Source organism: Cytobacillus sp. Bac17 (genome assembly GCF_024519925.1).
GTDB classification, from domain to species: Bacteria; Bacillota; Bacilli; order Bacillales; family Cytobacillaceae; genus Cytobacillus; species Cytobacillus pseudoceanisediminis.
In genome coordinates this window covers 109,699-128,269 of record NZ_JALJRC010000011.1, presented here as the reverse complement: position 1 = coordinate 128,269, position 18,571 = coordinate 109,699, and the positions used below count along the sequence as shown (strand labels likewise).

Here is an 18,571-nt window from a genome sequence, read left to right as displayed (position 1 = left end):
CCTGTTTATAAATGATAAAAATATAACTCTAGGCATATTTACATGAAAGGGGTGAAAAGGATGAATTTCTCCGCTATTGGCCAAAGAATCAGGGAGCTTAGAAAGCTAATGAACTTATCACAGGGAGAACTTGCTAAGGGTATATGCACACAGGCACAGATCAGCAAAATTGAGAAGGGGGATGTGTATCCTTATGCATCTACTTTATACTTAATTTCTGAACGCCTTGGTGTCGATGTGAATTATTTTTTTGACATTGGCACAACGCCCCGTTTGGACTATGTCCAGGAGGTCTTAAGGCAATTAACCTTAGCCAGAAGGAACTCAAATTACAAGGAAATGGAACAAATCGTAAAAACGGAAGAGAAGAATCCATTATTTCAGCAAAACAATAAAAATTTTCAGGTCCTTTTATGGCATAAAGGAATTTGCCAGTATATGCTCCATAAGGATTCTAAATCAGCGATTGACACCCTTACAAAAGCCATAGCATTAACTCATTATACCGACAAGGTTTGGTCTGAACGGGAAATAGAGGTTTTGCTGAGTATCGGATCTGTTTATTTTGAAGAAAAGGAGTATAAAAAATCGCTTAAAGTGTATTTTGAAGCAAAGGAATATCTTCATCAGCTCCCTTTTATTAATGACCATACCTTATTGTGCAGACTCTATTATAATATTGCGAGATCTCTCACACGGCTGGAAAAATATAATGATTCAATCAAATATTGCAGGGAAGCCGTTAGATGGTGCATTGAAAAAGATAACCTGTATCTGCTGGGGGAACTTCATTATCATATTGGCTATAACTATGAAATTCAGGGCAAGTTACAGAAAGCAAGAGAATGCATGCAAAAATCGCTGATTATTTTTGAACTCCAGGAAGACGAAAAGTACGTAAACTTTATTAATAGTAAAATTCAAAAATGGCAGACCTTTGCTTAAGCCTGTTCCGAAGCGGGGCAGGTATTTTATTTTTCATAGATATTTAAAAGAAATTGCTGAATTTTCTCCCAGCTTGTCCTCCTGCATAGTATATTAATAGATGTACAAAATATTAGGAGGAAGAGATGAAAAGTTTTTGCAGATTAATGTTTACTATATTGTTTGTTCTAGCTGGGTTGGTCCATTTGGAACATCGGGCGGAAGCGGCTGCTGTGAATCCAGCCGAAGTTTATACTTATGAAAAAATGCAGGCTGATATTGTCGAGCTTGCTAAGCAATACCCAGATCTTATTACATATAAAGTTATCGGGAAAAGTGAATATGGAAGGAATATTTATGCCGTATCACTTGGGAAAGGGCAAACAAACATATTTATTAATGGGTCCCATCATGCCAGGGAATGGATGACTACTACTTTGAATATGTATATGCTCGAACAGTATGCTTTAGCCTATAAGAGCGGCCGGACAATAGCGGGGGCGGATGTAAGGACTCATCTGAACAGAACCACCATGTGGTTTGTGCCGATGGTTAATCCGGATGGTGTGACACTGCAGCAATTCGGATTAAAAGCATTTCCTTCGAGTGCGCATGCTGGATTAATCAAAATGAATGCAGGAAGCAAGGATTTTAAACGCTGGAAAGCAAATGGAAAAGGAATCGATTTGAATCGCCAGTATCCTGCTGACTGGGCGAATATTAAGAGCAATCCAGGAAAGCCATATTACAAGAACTATAAAGGACCTCAGCCGCAGGCGGCTTCTGAAGTAAAGGCGATTATTAAATTTGTGAATGAGATTAAGCCTGCATCCTCTGTTGCGTACCATTCAAGCGGCCAAATTCTTTATTGGAAATTCCATCAGACAGGTGCTTTATACGACCGTGATCATCAATATGCCAAGACAATAGGGAAAATGACGGGCTATAGCCTGGTGTACCCGGGTGCAAGACCATCCGGCGGCGGTTTTACTGATTGGTTCACCGATACATATAAGCTTCCTGGATTCACCCCGGAAATTGGCAGGTATGCAGGTGAAACAAGCTTGCCGCTTTCAGAGTTTCAAACTATCTGGAAGCAAAATCAGGGTGTAGGGCTTTATGCAGCAGGCATTGGCTATAGCTTAAGCCAGGCAAAATCGGGTTCAAAAGTTACTCAGGCGACTAACCAGACGAATGATGCTGTAGCGAAATCGAGAAAGCTGCGATCCTATTATTCTGGAAATATAAAAAGTGTTATTGATTTTAAAGTGGATACAGATTTTGCAAAAGTCTACCAGAACGCAGCTAAAAGTATTGCTGCAGCTGAAACATTACTGAAAGGCATACCTCAAAGCGATCAAAACCGTTTAAAGGGAGTATTGCAGGAGGCATATGATCATAAAACCCGGGCAGCTGTCTTTATTGATACAGAAAAAACCGGTGCACAGCTGACAGCGATGAACTCAGAGTTAATTAAATTGATAGATGAAGGGATTCTGGATGAACACACAGTGGAAGCTTATCATAAGTTTTCATACCAGATTAAGAAGGCAGAGCTGTTCATTAATAAACTTTATGGTCCCCATGTTCGTGATATTGCAGCTGAAAAGTATGTACTGCCTGCAAAAATTACGAAAGAGACAGTTATTTACGAGATTTCCAGATACATGCTGATGGAGGAAATTCAGATTAACATTGGTGACGGCAAGCTTGATCTAGTTGAAAGCCAATTGGCAGAGTTAAATAGGCTTGAAAGACGTTCTGCTGAAATTAAAGAGGCAGGCAACAAGCTGTATCCGGGCAGATATCGTGAATTGCCTGGCTTTGAAGCAGTGCTTGCAGCAATAAAGCAGGAAATCATGAAAGAGTACGAAGCCTTAAAGCCGGAAGAGGAACAGCCGGAAGAGGAGCAGGTTCAAGAGCAGGAAGGCAGCACACAAGAAGTGGATCCAGCTGTTAATACTGAATTAGAAGCGCCATCAGAGATGAAAGACCCTGAGGCAGGCACTATACAAACAGGTGAAACAGAAGCTGAAACTTCACAAACTGAAGCAGTGCCAGAATCTGAAGAGCAGTTATAAGTCATTAATTAGAGGTGGGTTTTAAAAAAAACCCGCCTCTTTTTTTGTCGAATTATTTAATATGGTAAAACTTTCTATTAATTGAAAATGATAGTAATATTATGATAGAAAATATTATTTTACAGTTATGAGGAGGAAGGGAATGGAAAGCTGGCTGAAAAAATCTATTAGTCTTGCAGCAGGGATTGGTATTGCTGCCGGGTCGCTGCTGGGAGCATCAGGTGTATACGCAGAAAGCGGAAAAGAGCTGCCAAGCATTTCGGCACTGCAGATTGACCAGCCGTCATTGCAAAAAAAGCTGGATCAATCAAAAGAGTCTGCATTAAGCGGAGATACTCTGGTGGTTAAGTTTAAAAAGCCACTCACTCAGCAGCAGCACAGAATGGCAGGGGGAACATTGATTAAACAGTTCTCCAATTTAAATTATGCGGTCGTTAAAGTACGGAATAAAAATCAGTTCAACAAAGTATTAACCAATTACAAAAAACTGAACGGAGTTGTATCTGCTTATCCAAGCGTCAATTACAAGCCGCTTTCATTACCGGATCCAAAAGCGAAGGAACAATATCAAAACGAACTCCTTCAGCTTGAAAAAGCACAAAAACTGGCAGGGAAAAATCCTGTAACGGTTGCAGTGATCGATCAGGGCGTGGATGTTAACCATCCTGATTTAAAGGGAAGACTGCTCCCGAGCTATAATGCTGTCAATCCTATGAGCCCTGGCACCCCTGATTATCATGGCACCCATGTGGCTGGGATTGTTGCAGCCAATAAAAATAACGGCATTGGCGGCTATGGTGTTAATCCAAATGCTAAAATTCTTCCGATTGATGTTTTTGACAGGGGATGGGGAGCGTCAGACTATGTTATTGCACAGGGGATTCTCTATGCAGTTGAAAAAGGTGCAAAAGTAATCAATATGAGTCTCGGAGGACCAATGAAATCCCCTCTGATTGAAGAAGCACTCAAAAAGGCTGCTGAGAAGAATGTGACAGTGGTGGCAGCTGCCGGCAATACAGGGGATGATTCGCTTAGCTATCCGGCTGCCTATGAAGGCGTCATCAGTGTTGGAAATATTAACAGCAGCAAAAAGCTGGGGACTTTATCTACATATGGCACTTCCGTTGATATTGTAGCGCCTGGTGAAGATGTCTACAGCACTATGTATGAATACGAAAAAAAATCGAGCTTCCGTAAAATGAGCGGAACGTCCATGGCTTCGCCAATGGTAGCTGGAGCAGCATCCTTGCTGCTATCCAGGCATCCTAACCTGACTCCGATTCAGATCGAATATATATTGGAGCATACAGCGGAGGATCTTGGTGATAAGGGATTTGATGTAGTATATGGAAACGGTCTGCTTAATCCGGCCGCAGCTATGCAATATGATATTAAGAAGCTGCCTGCGCTAACAAAAGGAAAATGGTCTGAAAAAGAAATTTTTGAAAAAGCGGAAGCTGTAAGCCTTGAAAAGAAGCAGACAGTTAATGGAGCAATTACAGCCCCATTTCAGGAAAAATGGTATAAAGCAGATGTCGTGAAAGGTGATTTTGTTCAATTTGTTCTAACCGGCGCAAAGGAGTTTGATTATAAGCTGAAATTATATTTAGTTTCCGATGAAGGCAAAGTGGAACTGGATATAAATAAAGTCAGAGAGGGGCTTGAGGAAGGAAAGCTGTTTGAAGTTCCGTTTTCAGGAACGCTTGCATTTGGCGTCAAAGATGTGAATGGCAGCTTTGATGATTCGGGCAGAGGGCAATCTAAATTCAGCCTTTCCATTGAAAAAGCTTCAAGCATTGAAAAGGATGAGAATACACTTCACAATATGAATAATATTGAATTGCCTTACTCATATGGGAAGGAGCTATTAACTGGACAAGATGGCGATGATGACTTTTATCAATTCACTGTTAAAGAGGAGCAGGCGGTGAAAATCGATTTATCTAAATTGCCGGGCGCCGATACAAGCATAAGTGTATATATGGGGGATGAAATTCTTCCTCCTGATATGGAAGAGATTCCGGAGGAAGAGAAAAAGGTGCTTCTTGAAGAGATGTTTTATGGAAAATACCCTATTGAGCCAGCTTTCTACGCAAACAGAGGCGGTAAAAGTGAAGGGGAAACACTTTCCTTTACAGCTATGCCGGAAATTCCATATATCATAAAAGTATCAAATAAAATCGATCAATATTACTTTGGCATGTACGACTTCATGTTGAACTTTGATCTGCTTGAAGAAGAGCAAAACCCTGAACCTTCCCTGATTCCATACAAGCTGCAGGTTAATGGAAAGACATTGCCGGCAGATGAAGATATATTCCCTTATATGATGGACGAGGAAGCAGCTGAAAAAGAAATGAACGTAAATAGCCTTGAAAAACAGCGCAGTGCATTTGAAGAGATGGAAGAGGCAATAGAGGAAGCTGCTGAAGAAGATGCCGGTTCAGAACCAGATTTCCTGGAAATTCTTAAGGATGGTGCTCAGCCTTTTGAAATGGATGGAAAGGGTGAGGGCTATATCCAGTCATTAGAAGATGAAGACTGGTTTAGTGTTGTGCCGGCTGAAACAGGAATCTATGAATTTAGGTTCGACGATCAAAAAGGCCAGGTTCCTTTAATGGAAATTTACCGCATTAAAGAAGAAACGGATATAGAAGGTAATACGTATGCTTATTTGGATCAGATTGGAACCAATATGCAATCTGACTGGGTAAGCATGAAGCTGGATGCATCCATGCTTACGGGTTTGAAAGCTGGAGAGAGCTACTATATTAAGGCAGGCGCAGATTACTACACTGGTTCAACATCTTTCGATCCATACAGCTTCAGTGCCAAGATGGTGATGGAAGATCCTCAGGATCCATATGAAGATAATGATAGTCTTGAGAAAATAAAAAATCTTCCTTCAGCCAAAATTGAAGGAAACCTGGCAATGCCTTTTGATCAGGATGTTTTCTATCTGGAAAGTAAATCATCAAATATTTATGGTGCATCAATGAAAAGAAAAAGTGTTGATGCCAAATGGAAAGCGAAATATCCTAAGGAATTGTTGAGCCCGTTCTATGGAATAGTGGTCATTGCAGAGGATGCAAATAAAAACCGCAAGCTGGATCCGGAGGAATTCGATCGAATCCAGTATATCGAAAAGGGAATTGACAGCGGGGCGACTTATGGATCATTTAAAGCAGAGAAAAATAAAAACTATATTATTATTGCCTCCGGCTATTTCGATGGGAATATTCCATTATCCCTGCTTCCTTATGAATTGACTGTTGCGCCAGTTAACCAAAATGATGAGGATAAGGGATCTGTGGTGAAGAAGAACAAACCTTCTAAGCCGCTGATGCTGAAGAAATCCGGCAGCAAGCTATTAACTGCCTCTGGACATCTTAATGCAGGTGTACCGAACGGTGATGAAGATTGGTATGAATTAAAAATTGATAAACAAACAAAAGGAAACATTGTATTTAATGCCGGAACTGAAATTGATGGGATTGTGACTCTCTATAAAGATGGCAATGAGTTGGCTAAAGCAGACTACTACCCTGAAGGGGATGGAGAAGTGCTGTACTTTAACCTGAAAAAAGGAGTCTACCATATCAAAGTCCGTGACACATTCGGCGGCTCTACACTGGACCCTTATAGTCTGAAAGTTAACCTGCAATAGAAAAAATGCCCTGCCTTATTGTTTAGGCAGGGCATTTTCTTTCTATTTAGGTTCGTATTTCCACATGTCAGCTTCATTCCTGAAGTAAATATGGCCATTCTGGCCGATGGCTAAATCATGTGCACCTTCTTTTTTAATCAGTGTTACTTCCAGTGTTTTCGGATCTGCTTTAAATAATACGCCTTCTACTGTTCCATAGAGCTGCTGATCCTTGCCAAATTGCAGATTCGCATTTTTAAAACGGCCGGAAATGGCTGGAACGATCATTACTTGCTTGGTTTGACCGGAATCGATATCATATTTGAACAGTTTTCCGTCTGCCATTCCGAAGATATAGTTTTCTCCGTAATACGTTAATGCATTAATCATCGCCGCTTTTATTGGGATGTTAATCTCCTCTTTTTCTGAAGGAGAATCAGAAGGAAAACGGAAAAATACAGCATTGTTCTTTGCACGCTCATGGTTGGCATACACTGAAGTACCTCCATAAACATAATCCTGGGCTTGTACAAGGGAAATGATGCTTTGATTTTCTATATAGTTTTCATAATTTACGGTTTCTTTTGTTTCAGGATTATATACAGACAGCAGTCCTCCGCCCGTACTTGTTTCAGGATAAGTGCCTATGAACAGCTGATTGGTTTCATCAATCCCAAGCATGGCAGTTGGCCTTTCTTGGCCAATGTCTTTATAACGGGCAATTTCATTTATATTATTGCCTTCAAACGGTTTTGTCAGATCATATTCGAGGATTCTGGCTTTTGGATAGGCTCCGAAATATAGCTTGTTATTTAAATAAGCCATAGATTCGACCTGGCTGATGCCTTTCACTTCCTTTGTCTCGCCGCTTGCAATGTCAAAAAGACCCAGCCCGCCTGACATATAGCCATTAATAATGATCTTATCTCTTTCAGGAGTCTCTGCCATTGTATATAAAGTTACCGGAAGAGGAGCAAGTTTTGCTTGATGCAGTTCAAATTTCCGGGTCTCTAGGTTGTAGGTGAAATAATCACCATTATTGCTCAATAATCCCGTCAGCGTGAACCCCGGGTAATCCTCTGTTCCAATTTCAACAAAGTCCAAATTTATTACGTTCATGCCTTTCAGGGGAACATCCATTTTCACAGTTTCCCGGGTTTTGTAATAATAAGCATATAGCTCCTCGTTGTTTGTATAATAAACAGCTTTTTCTGCTGGTGATTTTACAGAAACGGTTTTAGAAGTCGAATCAAATTCATCAAGCAATTCCAATGTGTTCTTATTAAAAACTAGAACCTTCGGGCTTGGATCCAGTTTGGCAAATAAATATTCATCAGCTACTTGAATATCCGATACGTATTTTTCCAGCCGATACTCCCACGGCAGGAAGCGATCCCTGATTTTCGTGCGGATATTATAGCGTATAAGCTCTGCCTTTGATCCGATACCCATGAAAATACTATCTTGTTCTTCATCAAAGTAAACACTTTTTGCAAATTCTTTGCCTCTTATAATTTGGCCATAATCCTTTCTTTCACCTGATTCAGGTATATAGGAAAACACAGTTCCATTATAAGCTGTGGAACCATATATTCTTCCTCCAGAGGCGTGCAGGTCCTGAATTGAGGTATCACGGCTGTGCTTCAGTTTATTGCCATAGTCGGTTAGTTTTTTCGAAGAGGGATCATACTTGTAGATATGTCCGCCTGATGTTCCTCCGACCCAAACGTTTTGATCAGCATCGACATCAATACCCCAAGCGCTTGTGGAATTCTCAAGTGTGTATGTCTTTTCTGTTTTTCCTGTGGTCAAATTGACGATTGACAAAGCTGATGGCGTTCCATGCTGGATGATATACATATAGGGTTTGCTGTCAGGTAATTTCCCATATGCCGCAGCCAGGGCAGTCCCGTGGAATACCTGGGGTCCAATCTTTTCAATAATCGGGTTTAATTCTTCTTTTAGCAATTGTGACGGATCTGTTTCTTCTTGAGAAGGTGTTTGACTGTCATCCAATTCAATACTCTCCTCCTGATCGATTTGATCTTCTGCATATGCTGCACCTGAAAAGAAAACGGGTGTGCTAATGAGAGATGCGGCTAGAATGTAATTGATTTTAAATTTAGATAGATTCATATTTTCCCCCAAAAACTCTTATAGTAATCACTTCCTACATTACTATAATTATCCATTAATGAAAAGAGCCATCTCCTCTGTTGGGAGCATGGCTCTTCTCGCTAGTAAATATCAGCAGCATCTATCTGTATCCATTGATCCTCTGAATCTGCATTCTTCCAATGGATTCCAACCATAACATTTTCGGCGCCTTTTCTGATTGTTTTCGACACTTTAAATGAACGGGATGTGTCTTCAGCAGGAATGGTATTATATGCTGTCCTTTCCCATTTGCCGTTTACCTGATCCTGAATAAATAATTGCACATCGCCTGGATTGGATGTTTTACCTTTCAGAGAAACGATAAAAGTAACCTCTTCAGAAGCGGGAATATCCATGTCATTAAGGCTGAATCCTGCTTGTATCGCATTCTGGTTTACTTGATTTTCACTCATTGGTTTTAAAGCCATCCCTCCGGTGCTTCCTTCAGTTACCTGGAATTCACCCTTTTTTCCCAGCAATTTCATCGGAAAAACCTGGTTCTGCCACTTTTCAGCTGAGAACGGCTCGGTATTTGGCGGGACAAAAGAATAGGATGGCTCCAGACCAATGGGAGCAAGATAGTCGTAGGCTTCTGTTTCGGCTTCTTTAATTTCCTTCTTAATCTTTGCAACTTCAGCTTCGGCATTATCTTTATTTAGAGTTACTCCGAAACCTGAGTATTTGCTTCTTTCATTCCAGATTGAATTGACTATTTTTGTCCCAGCATCCGGAGTGAAATGATGGGAGTCAATGAAATTTGGCAGGTGCCTTGTCATTTCATTTACATTCATAAAATGATGAACCGTTCCAAAGGTTTCTGTCAGGTCCATAAGCCAATGCTCGTAACCTTGCAGGTATTCCTCATTCTGCATTTCTATGACCAAACGGGGAAATGTAACGGGTGTCGTGTAGACAATAAATTTGGTTTTCGGATTTTCGGCTTTAAGCTGATTCAGCATCTCAATCACTTTAGGATCATATTCATAGGGTTCGTTATTTTGAAAAAATTGATAGATATTCGTTTCAATTCTGGCTTGTCTCAATTCGTCGTCCACCGGAAAAGGCAAAGCCACATTTTCACGATTATAGAACCTATGATCTATGAATACAGGCTTATTCTTTTTCGATGATTGATAGACAGATATAGATTTTTTCAAAGTATCAAAGGACGCAGTAGACTTGATTCTGTAAAGATAGCTGTCAGCCTGTTCTGTGTAGAACTCCGGTTTTTCTTCGGCAAGCTCTCGGTATTTATTTGTAGCGAAAAAGTCCAATCCAAGGAAGATATATTCAAAAGGCTTTCCGTTTATTTCTTTGGCGTAGTCTATATACCCTTTATACTCCTCCACATACATAGAGCTCACGGCAAAGTTGAAAACTTTCAAATCTTCAAAATCATGCTGGTTTATATAAGTAGATCGGCTGCTTCCCAATAATAGGGCGTCATACTCTTCTTCCCCATACTTTAATTTATTTACTTTCTGCTGCCTTTCATTAAAACCCTGCTGCACATCATTCCATTCGTTTTTATGCTGGAAAAGCCATAAAGGATCTGCAGTGTAATTAAACACAGCTATCGGCATGGCGAATAGGCATCCTAAAATCAAAAAAGCAGCCAGAACTTTTAAAAGCCATTTTTTATAAACGTTCATGATTAACCACCTAAAAATTAAAATATAAGAACTCGCTGACTCTTGTCATGCTAAAGAAGGAAATCAGCAGCAATGCACAAATGAAAAACGCAGAAAACCAGGAGGGCTTTAGCTGATTCATCATTCTTACTGAGTTTCTGGCCCATAAGGTGATTGCGAATGCAGCTCCCAGTAAGGCAAGCATGTACAAAAGGGATGTATCAGTTACAGCGTTAATAGAGAGTATTTCCACTGCCTGAACGGAAGCCGGCGAAAAAAGGGATGTGAGCTGCTCTGGCCATGCGAAACCGCTCATTCCAATCATGCCTTTTAAAACTTTTTCTGCATCTTCCCAAGTTTGTGCTCTAAAAAATACCCAGGCAAAATTGACAAACTGAAAGGTGATAAACCAGCCTAGGAATTTATTCATTTTAAAGCCAAGCTGCTGCCACAAGCGGTTCAGCATTGATGCAGCACCATGCAAGATTCCCCAGAGGACAAATGTCCATCCGGCACCGTGCCATAAACCGCTGACGAAAAAAACAAGAAAAACATTCACATAGGTTCTGGGAATTCCCTTGCGATTACCGCCAAGAGGGATGTACAAGTATTGGGTTAAAAAGCGGGTCAGTGTCATATGCCACCGTTTCCAGAAATCCTGAATATTAACAGCTTTATATGGTGAGTTAAAGTTAAGCGGAAGCCGGATATTAAATAAAAGTGCTGCTCCCATGGCCATATCGGTATAGCCGCTGAAATCAAAGTAAAGCTGGAATGTATAGGATAATGACACAATCCAGGCTTCGATAAAAGTTAATGCTTCTGCCTGATCAAAGCCTGCTGAAGCCCACCCGGCAAAAGTATCAGCAATAACCACTTTCTTAAATAGCCCAATTGAAAAGATGAAGATTCCTTTAGCAAAATTTTCGTAATGAAAATTTCTCTGTGCTTTTTCCCTGGAGAACTGAGGCATCATTTCATTATGGTGAACAATTGGCCCCGCAATTAATTGGGGAAAAAAGCTGACAAACAATGCATATTTCCAGAAATCATATTCCTTTGTCTCTTTGCGGTAAGCATCAACAAGGTAGGCGATCTGCTGAAATGTAAAAAAGCTGATGGCAAGCGGCAAAGCAAGATGCAATAAATTAAAATCTGTGCTTAACAAGGCATTAAGATTTTCTATGAAAAAATCATAATATTTATAGTAGCCCAAAGCTGCAAGATTGGCAGTTATGCCTGCAGTCAAAAGCAGTTTTGCCCGCGGCTGGCTGCTGGTCTTTCCAAGCAATGTTCCAATATAATAATTAATCAGCATAGAAGCTAAAATTAATGGGAGATAAACGGGATTCCACCAGCTGTAAAAAAATAAAGAGCTGATAACAAGCCAGACATTTCTTACAAAGAAAAGCTGCCATTTATTCAGCAAAAAATAGCCAATCCAAACAGCAGGCAAAAAAGCGAAAATAAATTCATAGGAATTAAAAATCAATGTATTCTCCACCTGTTCCAAAATGTTCGTGCAGTCCCCATTATATCATGGAAGAAGCCGGTGGAAGGACCCCAACTTTTACTATACTGTTTGCCGTAAATCTACTAGAATGGGAATAAGAATTATTTTGAATTGGAGGGAGTATCTTGAAAAGGAACAAGGTATTGGGAGCTGTCACTATCCTGATTGCCATCTTCATCTATATTCCTCCTTTTTCTGCAGCAAGTGCAGCAGAAAGCTGTGAAGGTGCAAGAGGAATCCAAACAGTCTGGTGGGATGGAGCTGAACTGAAATCCGGACAGATTGGCAGATTAACAGTATTGAAGGATACACCTCTCTATAAACTATCAGGTGATAAAAAAATCCCGCAGAAGACTTTGAAAACAGGCGGAACTTATAGAATATATGCCTTTAAGCCTAATATGCTCAGTGTTGGCGGGGGGATGTATGTGAATCGGGATGCCAAAATCAAATACGAAACCCCTTCTGCTGAAAAAAAGAGAGCTCTTGCATGTAAAAAGGAATCCCAGGAAATTATCAGCGCCTCTATTAAAATAGGCGACAGCAAATCGTCCATTGAGACAAAACTGGGAAAGGAAAAGCGGATATCACTTGGTGAATATGGTATCTCCTGGCACACCTATCATAATCAATACCGGAACTTTTATATAGTAGGCTATCTTGATAATAGGGCAGAATTTATTTATTCCAACAGCCAGAGGCTTTATAGTTTTGGCGTCTTTAAAGGCTCGTCAAAATCACGGGTATCTTCAGCATTGGGAACGCCAAGTAAGTGGATCAATAAAAACAATGTAAATTATGTAACTGTCAATAATGATAGGCAGCAGACATTTTACAAAAAAAATTCATACATTACCGTTTTCTATGATATTCATAAGAGAGGTAATGTTACAGGTATTCAAATGATTTCAGAGAAACTGGAAAACAGGAAGAAAAGCCACTATGGTGTGCCAAGTTCAGCCCTTCAGCAAAGCCTGGAAATGCAAATGTTTGACCTGGTTAATGCGGCAAGGGCAGATAATGGACTTGCACCTGTCACCTGGAATTCTGCTGCCCAAAGCTCTTCAAGAAAACATAGTTTGGATATGGCTGAACATGATTTCTTCGATCATATGAATCTTAGAAACGAAAGCCCGTTTCAACGGATGGAAAAGGAAGGGATCCATTATTTATATGCCGGAGAAAACATTGCAATGGGCTATTCAAGCAGCATCTTTGCCCATGAAGCTCTAATGAATTCAGCTGGTCACCGTAAAAACATCCTGAATGCCCAATACACTCATTTAGGGGCAGGGGTTCAGTTCCAAAAGGAAACAGCAGTCCCGTATTATACACAAAATTTCTTTACTCCTTATTAAATTGAAGGAAGTGCCTGCCAATGAGAAATAGAAGATTTATAGTGTTCCTTCTATTTTCTGCTTTGTTTATTTTTGCATTCCCAAAAGACAGTTTTGCTAAGGTGTATTGGGATGGGGCGGAGTTAGTAAAGGGGCAAATAGGCCGGGTAACCGTCACAAAACCTATTAATTTGTGGCGCCTGGAAAGCAGCGGTCTAAAGTTTGTGCGGATTTTATACCCAAAAGATAAATACAGGGTGTATGGCTATGTTCCTGAACGCCAGCAGTTCAGGGTTGGCGGATCTTATTACATTACCAATATGAAAGACAGGGTCTTGTATGAGACCCCTTCAAAGACTAAGCTGGCAGAACTGCAGAAGTCCTATTCAGAACAGGAAGGGCTTGTGAATCAGCTTATTATTGTTGATAAAGGCTATGAGCAAGACTCCGAGGTGTCAAAAATAAAAAGCAGAATCAGCAAAATACCTATTTCTCTATTAGGGAAATTAAAAGAAAAAGGAGTAAAGATTAAATTGACAGCCTCCCCAATCACCAATCTTCCGGAGTTCTCCTATTTGAAAGGACAAGTGCCAAGGGGATGGGAGGGAACAAATAGAACCTGGGATGATGTTCCCGGCATTGGCGGAGCTGACATTGTGGCCATCCGGATTGGATATAGTGAGCCTGGCAATGGCCACAGCTCCAGCAACCTTGAACTGCATGAGGTAGCACATACAATTGATAGCCTTATTTATAACAATTTATCTTCTGCACAAAGTTTCAAAGAAATCTGGGGTAAAGAGAAGGCGCTTCTATTTGGCGATAATTCTTATTATAAGAATTATCCTGAAGAATATTTCTCGGAAACCTTTGCTATGTTTTATTTAAATGAAGAAACGAAAAAAACACTTAAACGAAAAGCCCCATTAACAGCGGTGTTTATTGAAAACTTGCAGTAATTAGTCTTGTCCGGACGGGCAAGGCTTTTTATGTTTCAATTTTTTCTCCGCGATTAAATAAAGCGGGTGGAGAATTAATTTAGGTAAATTATACCATTATATCTTTTTTGTAGAATAATAGGAAAATACTTGGTATTTTGTCGTATAATAGACTTATTGTGAAAATAGTACATATGAGGGAGAGAGTAATGAAAAAGAAAATCTTATTGTGTTGTCTTTTGTTTTTGTCAGGGATCATGTTCCCTTTTTCGTATGCAGTAAAAAAGGCTTCAGCTTCAACACCAGTCGTATATTGGGAAGGAATGCAGCTTGTTAAAGGCCAAGTAGGCAAAGTGGATATTCTTAAGCCTATTAACCTATGGAAAAGGGAAAACAATAAATTGAAGTTTGTCAGAGTTTTAAAACCTGGGGAAGCATATAGGGTTTACCGCTATGATGCAGCTTTTGGCGGGCAGTATGGTGTTGGAGGGCAGTACTTTGTTACCAACATGAAAGGATATGTCCAATACAAAACGCCCTCAAAGCTAAAGCTAAAGCTTGTGAATCCTGAATTATATGGAACAAAACTGACTTTAGGTACAGTTACCCAGGAGCAGACGGCAGTGCTTGCACCTGGTGTCACGCAATCCAAACTTTCAGTAAAAGGATCAAAAGGGAACCAGGAGATCTATAAGCTTGATGTTGACCAAAAATCGAGCCAGATTTCTTTTGAAACTTCCCTGGCTAAAGATCAAATGATCGGGTTTGAAACGGTTAATAGTATGGCACACCGCGAAGAAGACGAGGGCAAGTATGTAATTGCCGGGGTAAACGGAGACTATTTTGATTCGAATGGAGCTCCAACTGATTTAACTGTGCATAATGGTGAATTGGTTACCACAAATACAACCCCAGTCAATGAAAGAACAATTTTTGGGGTTAGCTTCAGCGGCAAAGCGATGATCGGAAACCCCGAAATTTTACTGAGTGTGTCTGCAAATGGCCAGAAGCCATACTTGATTAATTCTGTTAATAAGAGGAGATTTGCAGGCCATCTAGTTCTTTATACATCTTATTTTGCAAGCAATACGATGACGAATGAATTAGGTACAGAAGTGGTGCTTTCTAACGTTACAGGCCAGCTGAATGGAAATGGCCAGGTCACTGCCACTGTTAAAGAAGTGATTATTGGCAAAGGAAGTGCAGCGCTTAAGCCAGGTGAGTTCATCCTGTCAGGCCATGCTGCAGGCAGTGACTATTTAAAATCACTTAAAGCCGGCGACTCAGTTACAATTAACGCAAGTTACGATAAACCCGAATGGGATCGGGTACAGCAGGCAATAGGAGGGAGGTACCACCTGGTTAAAGGCGGGAATGCAAAAACCTTTAATATTGCTGGCGCCCATCCCAGAACCGCGATAGGAATTAAGGAAGATGGATCTGTTTTTGCAGTTGTCATAGATGGAAGAAGAGCTCAAAGCAAGGGAGTCACTTTAACAGATTTAGCAAAGGTTATGAAAGACTTTGGAGCGGTTGAGGCCATAACATTTGATGGCGGCGGATCGTCGACAATGGTGACAAGAAAGCAGGGGGAAACAACAACAAGTGTAGTTAATAATCCTTCTGACGGCAGGGAGCGGAATGTTTCGAACTCCTTGCTGATCATTGCACGCAGGCAGGCGGGAGAGCTTCATAGGTTACTGCTTAACCCTGAGGAAGTCACTTTATTTGCTGGTGCATCCTATAAGGACTTGAAGATTGCTGCAAAAGGGGTAGACAAAAATAATAATACTGTCAGCTTGAAAGACCCGATTGTTTGGACATCGAATGTTGGCAAATTCAATTCTGATGGATCCTTTACAGCTTCAGGCATACCTGGAAAAGGCACGATTACAGGAACCTCTGGTACTGTTGCAGGCAGTGTATCTGTCCATATAACTAACGTATTGGACTCCATAAAAGTGCCAAAGGATACAATCATTGTTGATAAAAATGGCACTGCAGCTATCCCTGCTTCCGGCTATCATGGAGGCATGGATGTGGTAACAGATCCTGCAGCCTTTACTTACTCGGTATCAGATAATTTAGGAACAGTTGAAAACGGAATTTTTAAAGCTTCGGGCAAGGACGGAATAGGGAAAATTACTATTTCACATGGTAAAGTATCCGCTGAAATTAAAGTAATCACTGGAAACCCAGGTCCTGTTATCATCGAAGATTTTGAAGGCGATATAAGCGGATGGCAAGTATCGGGAGCAAGATATGAGTCGGTTAAGGTTTCTCCTGAATCGGTATATGTTAAAGAGGGAAAAAGGTCACTGAAGGTAGCATATAACTTTATTGGAACAACAGGAACTTCGGGTGTTTATGCTTCTAAAAAAGAACCTATTCCAGTAATGGGGGCTCCTAAGAAAATAGGTATGTGGGTCTATGGGGACAACAAAGGGCATTGGCTGCGCAGCCAGTTAAAAGATGCCGCAGGCAAAGAGATTCAGCTTGATTTTACAAAGAACCTTGATTGGACAGGCTGGAAATATGTTGAAGCAGACATTCCGGCAGGCTTGACTGCTCCATACGTTCTGGAGATTCCTGTAAGGTATATGCAGGTAAGTGATGAACATAAAAATAGAGGTCAGATTTTCATCGACCAAATTCAGGCAGTGTATGAATGATTTAAAAAGGCTGGGTGCATGAGACTCAGCCTTTTCTTTGCGTTTCAGACGGGTTACCATAAATTTAATATTGTATAAATGTTTAGTATATTATAGTCTTGGTTATGGAAATATAGGGTGTAAATTGCAGAAAATTAGTAATTATGCTACTCTAATTACTGAAATTGTCCATAACTATATAAGTACGGTATAATTAAACACTAGTTTCATATATACAGATGCGGCTGTATAATAACATCGTAACATTGGAGGGAGTATTGTTAACCAATGGAACAGTCTAAAGAAATGCATGATTTATTAAGTCAATTACAGGAGAAACCTCCTAAGATTATCGGCGGTTATAAGAAGCAGGGGTGGGCTGTAAAGATCCTGGAGAAGATCAGTAATGATCCGATCGAGAAAGAAGAAGATGGCACCATTACGGCTAAAGCCATTCTGGAAGCAAAAAATAACACCTTTTATCCATCATTCCTGAACATAGATTTGTCTCGAAAAGGCAAGGTATCGGGAATTTACTTTATTGCTGAAAATGAAGATCAGTTTGATCTTATACCATTCGAAATTGGAAAAGAATTTTTAAAAATTACAGAGGATGAGCTCCTTCCTTTAAAATACAAAACTCTTGAAAAAATAGAGGGCGACGAATACCAGAGCAACTGGCCTTCATTTAGCTAATATTGATCCAGACTATCTTATTGATAGTCTGTTTTTTTATGCGCATATAGTGAAATTCTACATCTTTCAGTATTTTTCCCTACTATTCAACGTTACCTTGTAATATTTTTGTAATATTTTCGGGGGATTGTTATGAAAATGAAATAGAATCCTGTCTAATTATAGGATAAAATCTAGTTATCCCTACTAATTACATAATTTTTAGATAATTAATATATACCAAAAGTTTCACAGGAGGATACATACTATGAAAAAAGTCTTACTTAAGGCGCTGGCATTATTGCTGGTATTGCCAATGATTTTTACTCATCAATCTGCAAACGCTGCAGAGGCGAGTCCGGACAGTATTGTTAAGCTTGCAAAACAAATGCAAGGCGTTCCTTATAAATGGGGAGGTACAACACCAAAAGGGTTTGACTGCTCAGGATTTTTAACATATGTATACAGTGAACACGGGATCAAGCTTCCAAGAACAACTGCCGATCAATATAAAACAGGAGAGTCTGTCAGCAGAAGCGAGCTTCTGCCAGGAGATATAGTCTTTTTTACTACATATAAGCCTGGCGCATCACATGCTGGCATTTATACAGGCGACAATAAATTTATCCATGCAGATTCCGATGACGGAATCATGATTAACAGTATGGATATGAGCTATTATAAGAGCAGATACATAGGTGCTAAAAGAGTTGTAGCTCAGGAAAGCGTTAAGGGAATCGCTGCAGCGGTTCCAGTAAAACAAGGTCAAATCGGCATGGTATATGTGAAAAAGAAAATCAATCTTTGGCAGCGTACGGAAGATAATAAGCTAAAGATGGTGCGAATTCTAAACCCAGGCGAAAAATATCGTGTTTACAATTATGATACCCGCTTTGGGGGCCAATATAACCTTGGATCTCAACTTTATATTACAAATATGGAATCCTATATCGAATATGTTCCAGTTGGCCAATGATAAATTTCCAAAATACGGTTAATAATCTATTAAACTCTTGTT

Annotated in this window: 11 protein-coding genes; 8 read left to right on the top strand and 3 right to left on the bottom strand. The window is 40.1% G+C overall.

The genetic code is table 11. The annotated features are described in order from the left end of the window. The first annotated feature begins 60 nt into the window (after positions 1-60). From NR125_RS14990 to NR125_RS14980, 3 genes are all read left to right on the top strand, one after another. Complete coding sequence (locus tag NR125_RS14990; RefSeq protein ID WP_009332015.1) at positions 61-945, top strand: helix-turn-helix domain-containing protein; 885 nt, start codon at positions 61-63, stop codon at positions 943-945. A gap of 146 nt (positions 946-1,091) precedes the next feature. Further along, on the top strand, positions 1,092-3,005 hold the full coding sequence (locus NR125_RS14985) for a M14 family zinc carboxypeptidase (RefSeq protein ID WP_256815607.1): 1,914 nt from the start codon (positions 1,092-1,094) through the stop codon (positions 3,003-3,005). A 142-nt stretch (positions 3,006-3,147) separates the two neighbouring features. Further along, positions 3,148-6,672: a S8 family peptidase gene (locus NR125_RS14980; protein ID WP_009332013.1), complete on the top strand. Its 3,525-nt coding sequence runs from the start codon at positions 3,148-3,150 to the stop codon at positions 6,670-6,672. Between the two features lie 42 nt (positions 6,673-6,714). Here NR125_RS14980 and NR125_RS14975 read toward each other — a convergent pair whose 3' ends face one another. From NR125_RS14975 to NR125_RS14965, 3 genes are all read right to left on the bottom strand, one after another. Next, positions 6,715-8,787, bottom strand: coding sequence for an NHL repeat-containing protein (locus tag NR125_RS14975; protein WP_009332012.1), 2,073 nt, complete (start codon positions 8,785-8,787; stop codon positions 6,715-6,717). Between the two features lie 101 nt (positions 8,788-8,888). Then, positions 8,889-10,460 (bottom strand): hypothetical protein, encoded by a 1,572-nt coding sequence (locus NR125_RS14970; RefSeq protein ID WP_009332011.1) that lies wholly within the window; start codon positions 10,458-10,460, stop codon positions 8,889-8,891. A gap of 10 nt (positions 10,461-10,470) precedes the next feature. After that, the gene (locus NR125_RS14965) at positions 10,471-11,931 is read right to left on the bottom strand and encodes an MBOAT family O-acyltransferase (protein WP_009332010.1); all 1,461 of its coding nucleotides are present in this window, start codon (positions 11,929-11,931) and stop codon (positions 10,471-10,473) included. A 146-nt stretch (positions 11,932-12,077) separates the two neighbouring features. On the opposite strand from NR125_RS14965, the gene NR125_RS14960 reads away from it, so the two are divergent. The 5 genes from NR125_RS14960 (at position 12,078) to NR125_RS14940 (ending at position 18,529) form a co-directional block, all read left to right on the top strand. Then, on the top strand, positions 12,078-13,310 hold the full coding sequence (locus tag NR125_RS14960) for a CAP domain-containing protein (RefSeq protein ID WP_232292474.1): 1,233 nt from the start codon (positions 12,078-12,080) through the stop codon (positions 13,308-13,310). A 20-nt stretch (positions 13,311-13,330) separates the two neighbouring features. Further along, on the top strand, positions 13,331-14,248 hold the full coding sequence (locus NR125_RS29930) for an anthrax toxin lethal factor-related metalloendopeptidase (protein ID WP_050807796.1): 918 nt from the start codon (positions 13,331-13,333) through the stop codon (positions 14,246-14,248). A gap of 188 nt (positions 14,249-14,436) precedes the next feature. Continuing rightward, the gene (locus NR125_RS14950) at positions 14,437-16,899 is read left to right on the top strand and encodes a phosphodiester glycosidase family protein (RefSeq protein ID WP_256815606.1); all 2,463 of its coding nucleotides are present in this window, start codon (positions 14,437-14,439) and stop codon (positions 16,897-16,899) included. Between the two features lie 267 nt (positions 16,900-17,166). Further along, entirely contained in the window at positions 17,167-17,574 is a 408-nt protein-coding gene (locus NR125_RS14945) for a hypothetical protein (RefSeq protein WP_009332006.1), read from the top strand. A gap of 247 nt (positions 17,575-17,821) precedes the next feature. After that, positions 17,822-18,529, top strand: coding sequence for a C40 family peptidase (locus tag NR125_RS14940; RefSeq protein WP_009332005.1), 708 nt, complete (start codon positions 17,822-17,824; stop codon positions 18,527-18,529). Positions 18,530-18,571: the final 42 nt, after the last annotated feature.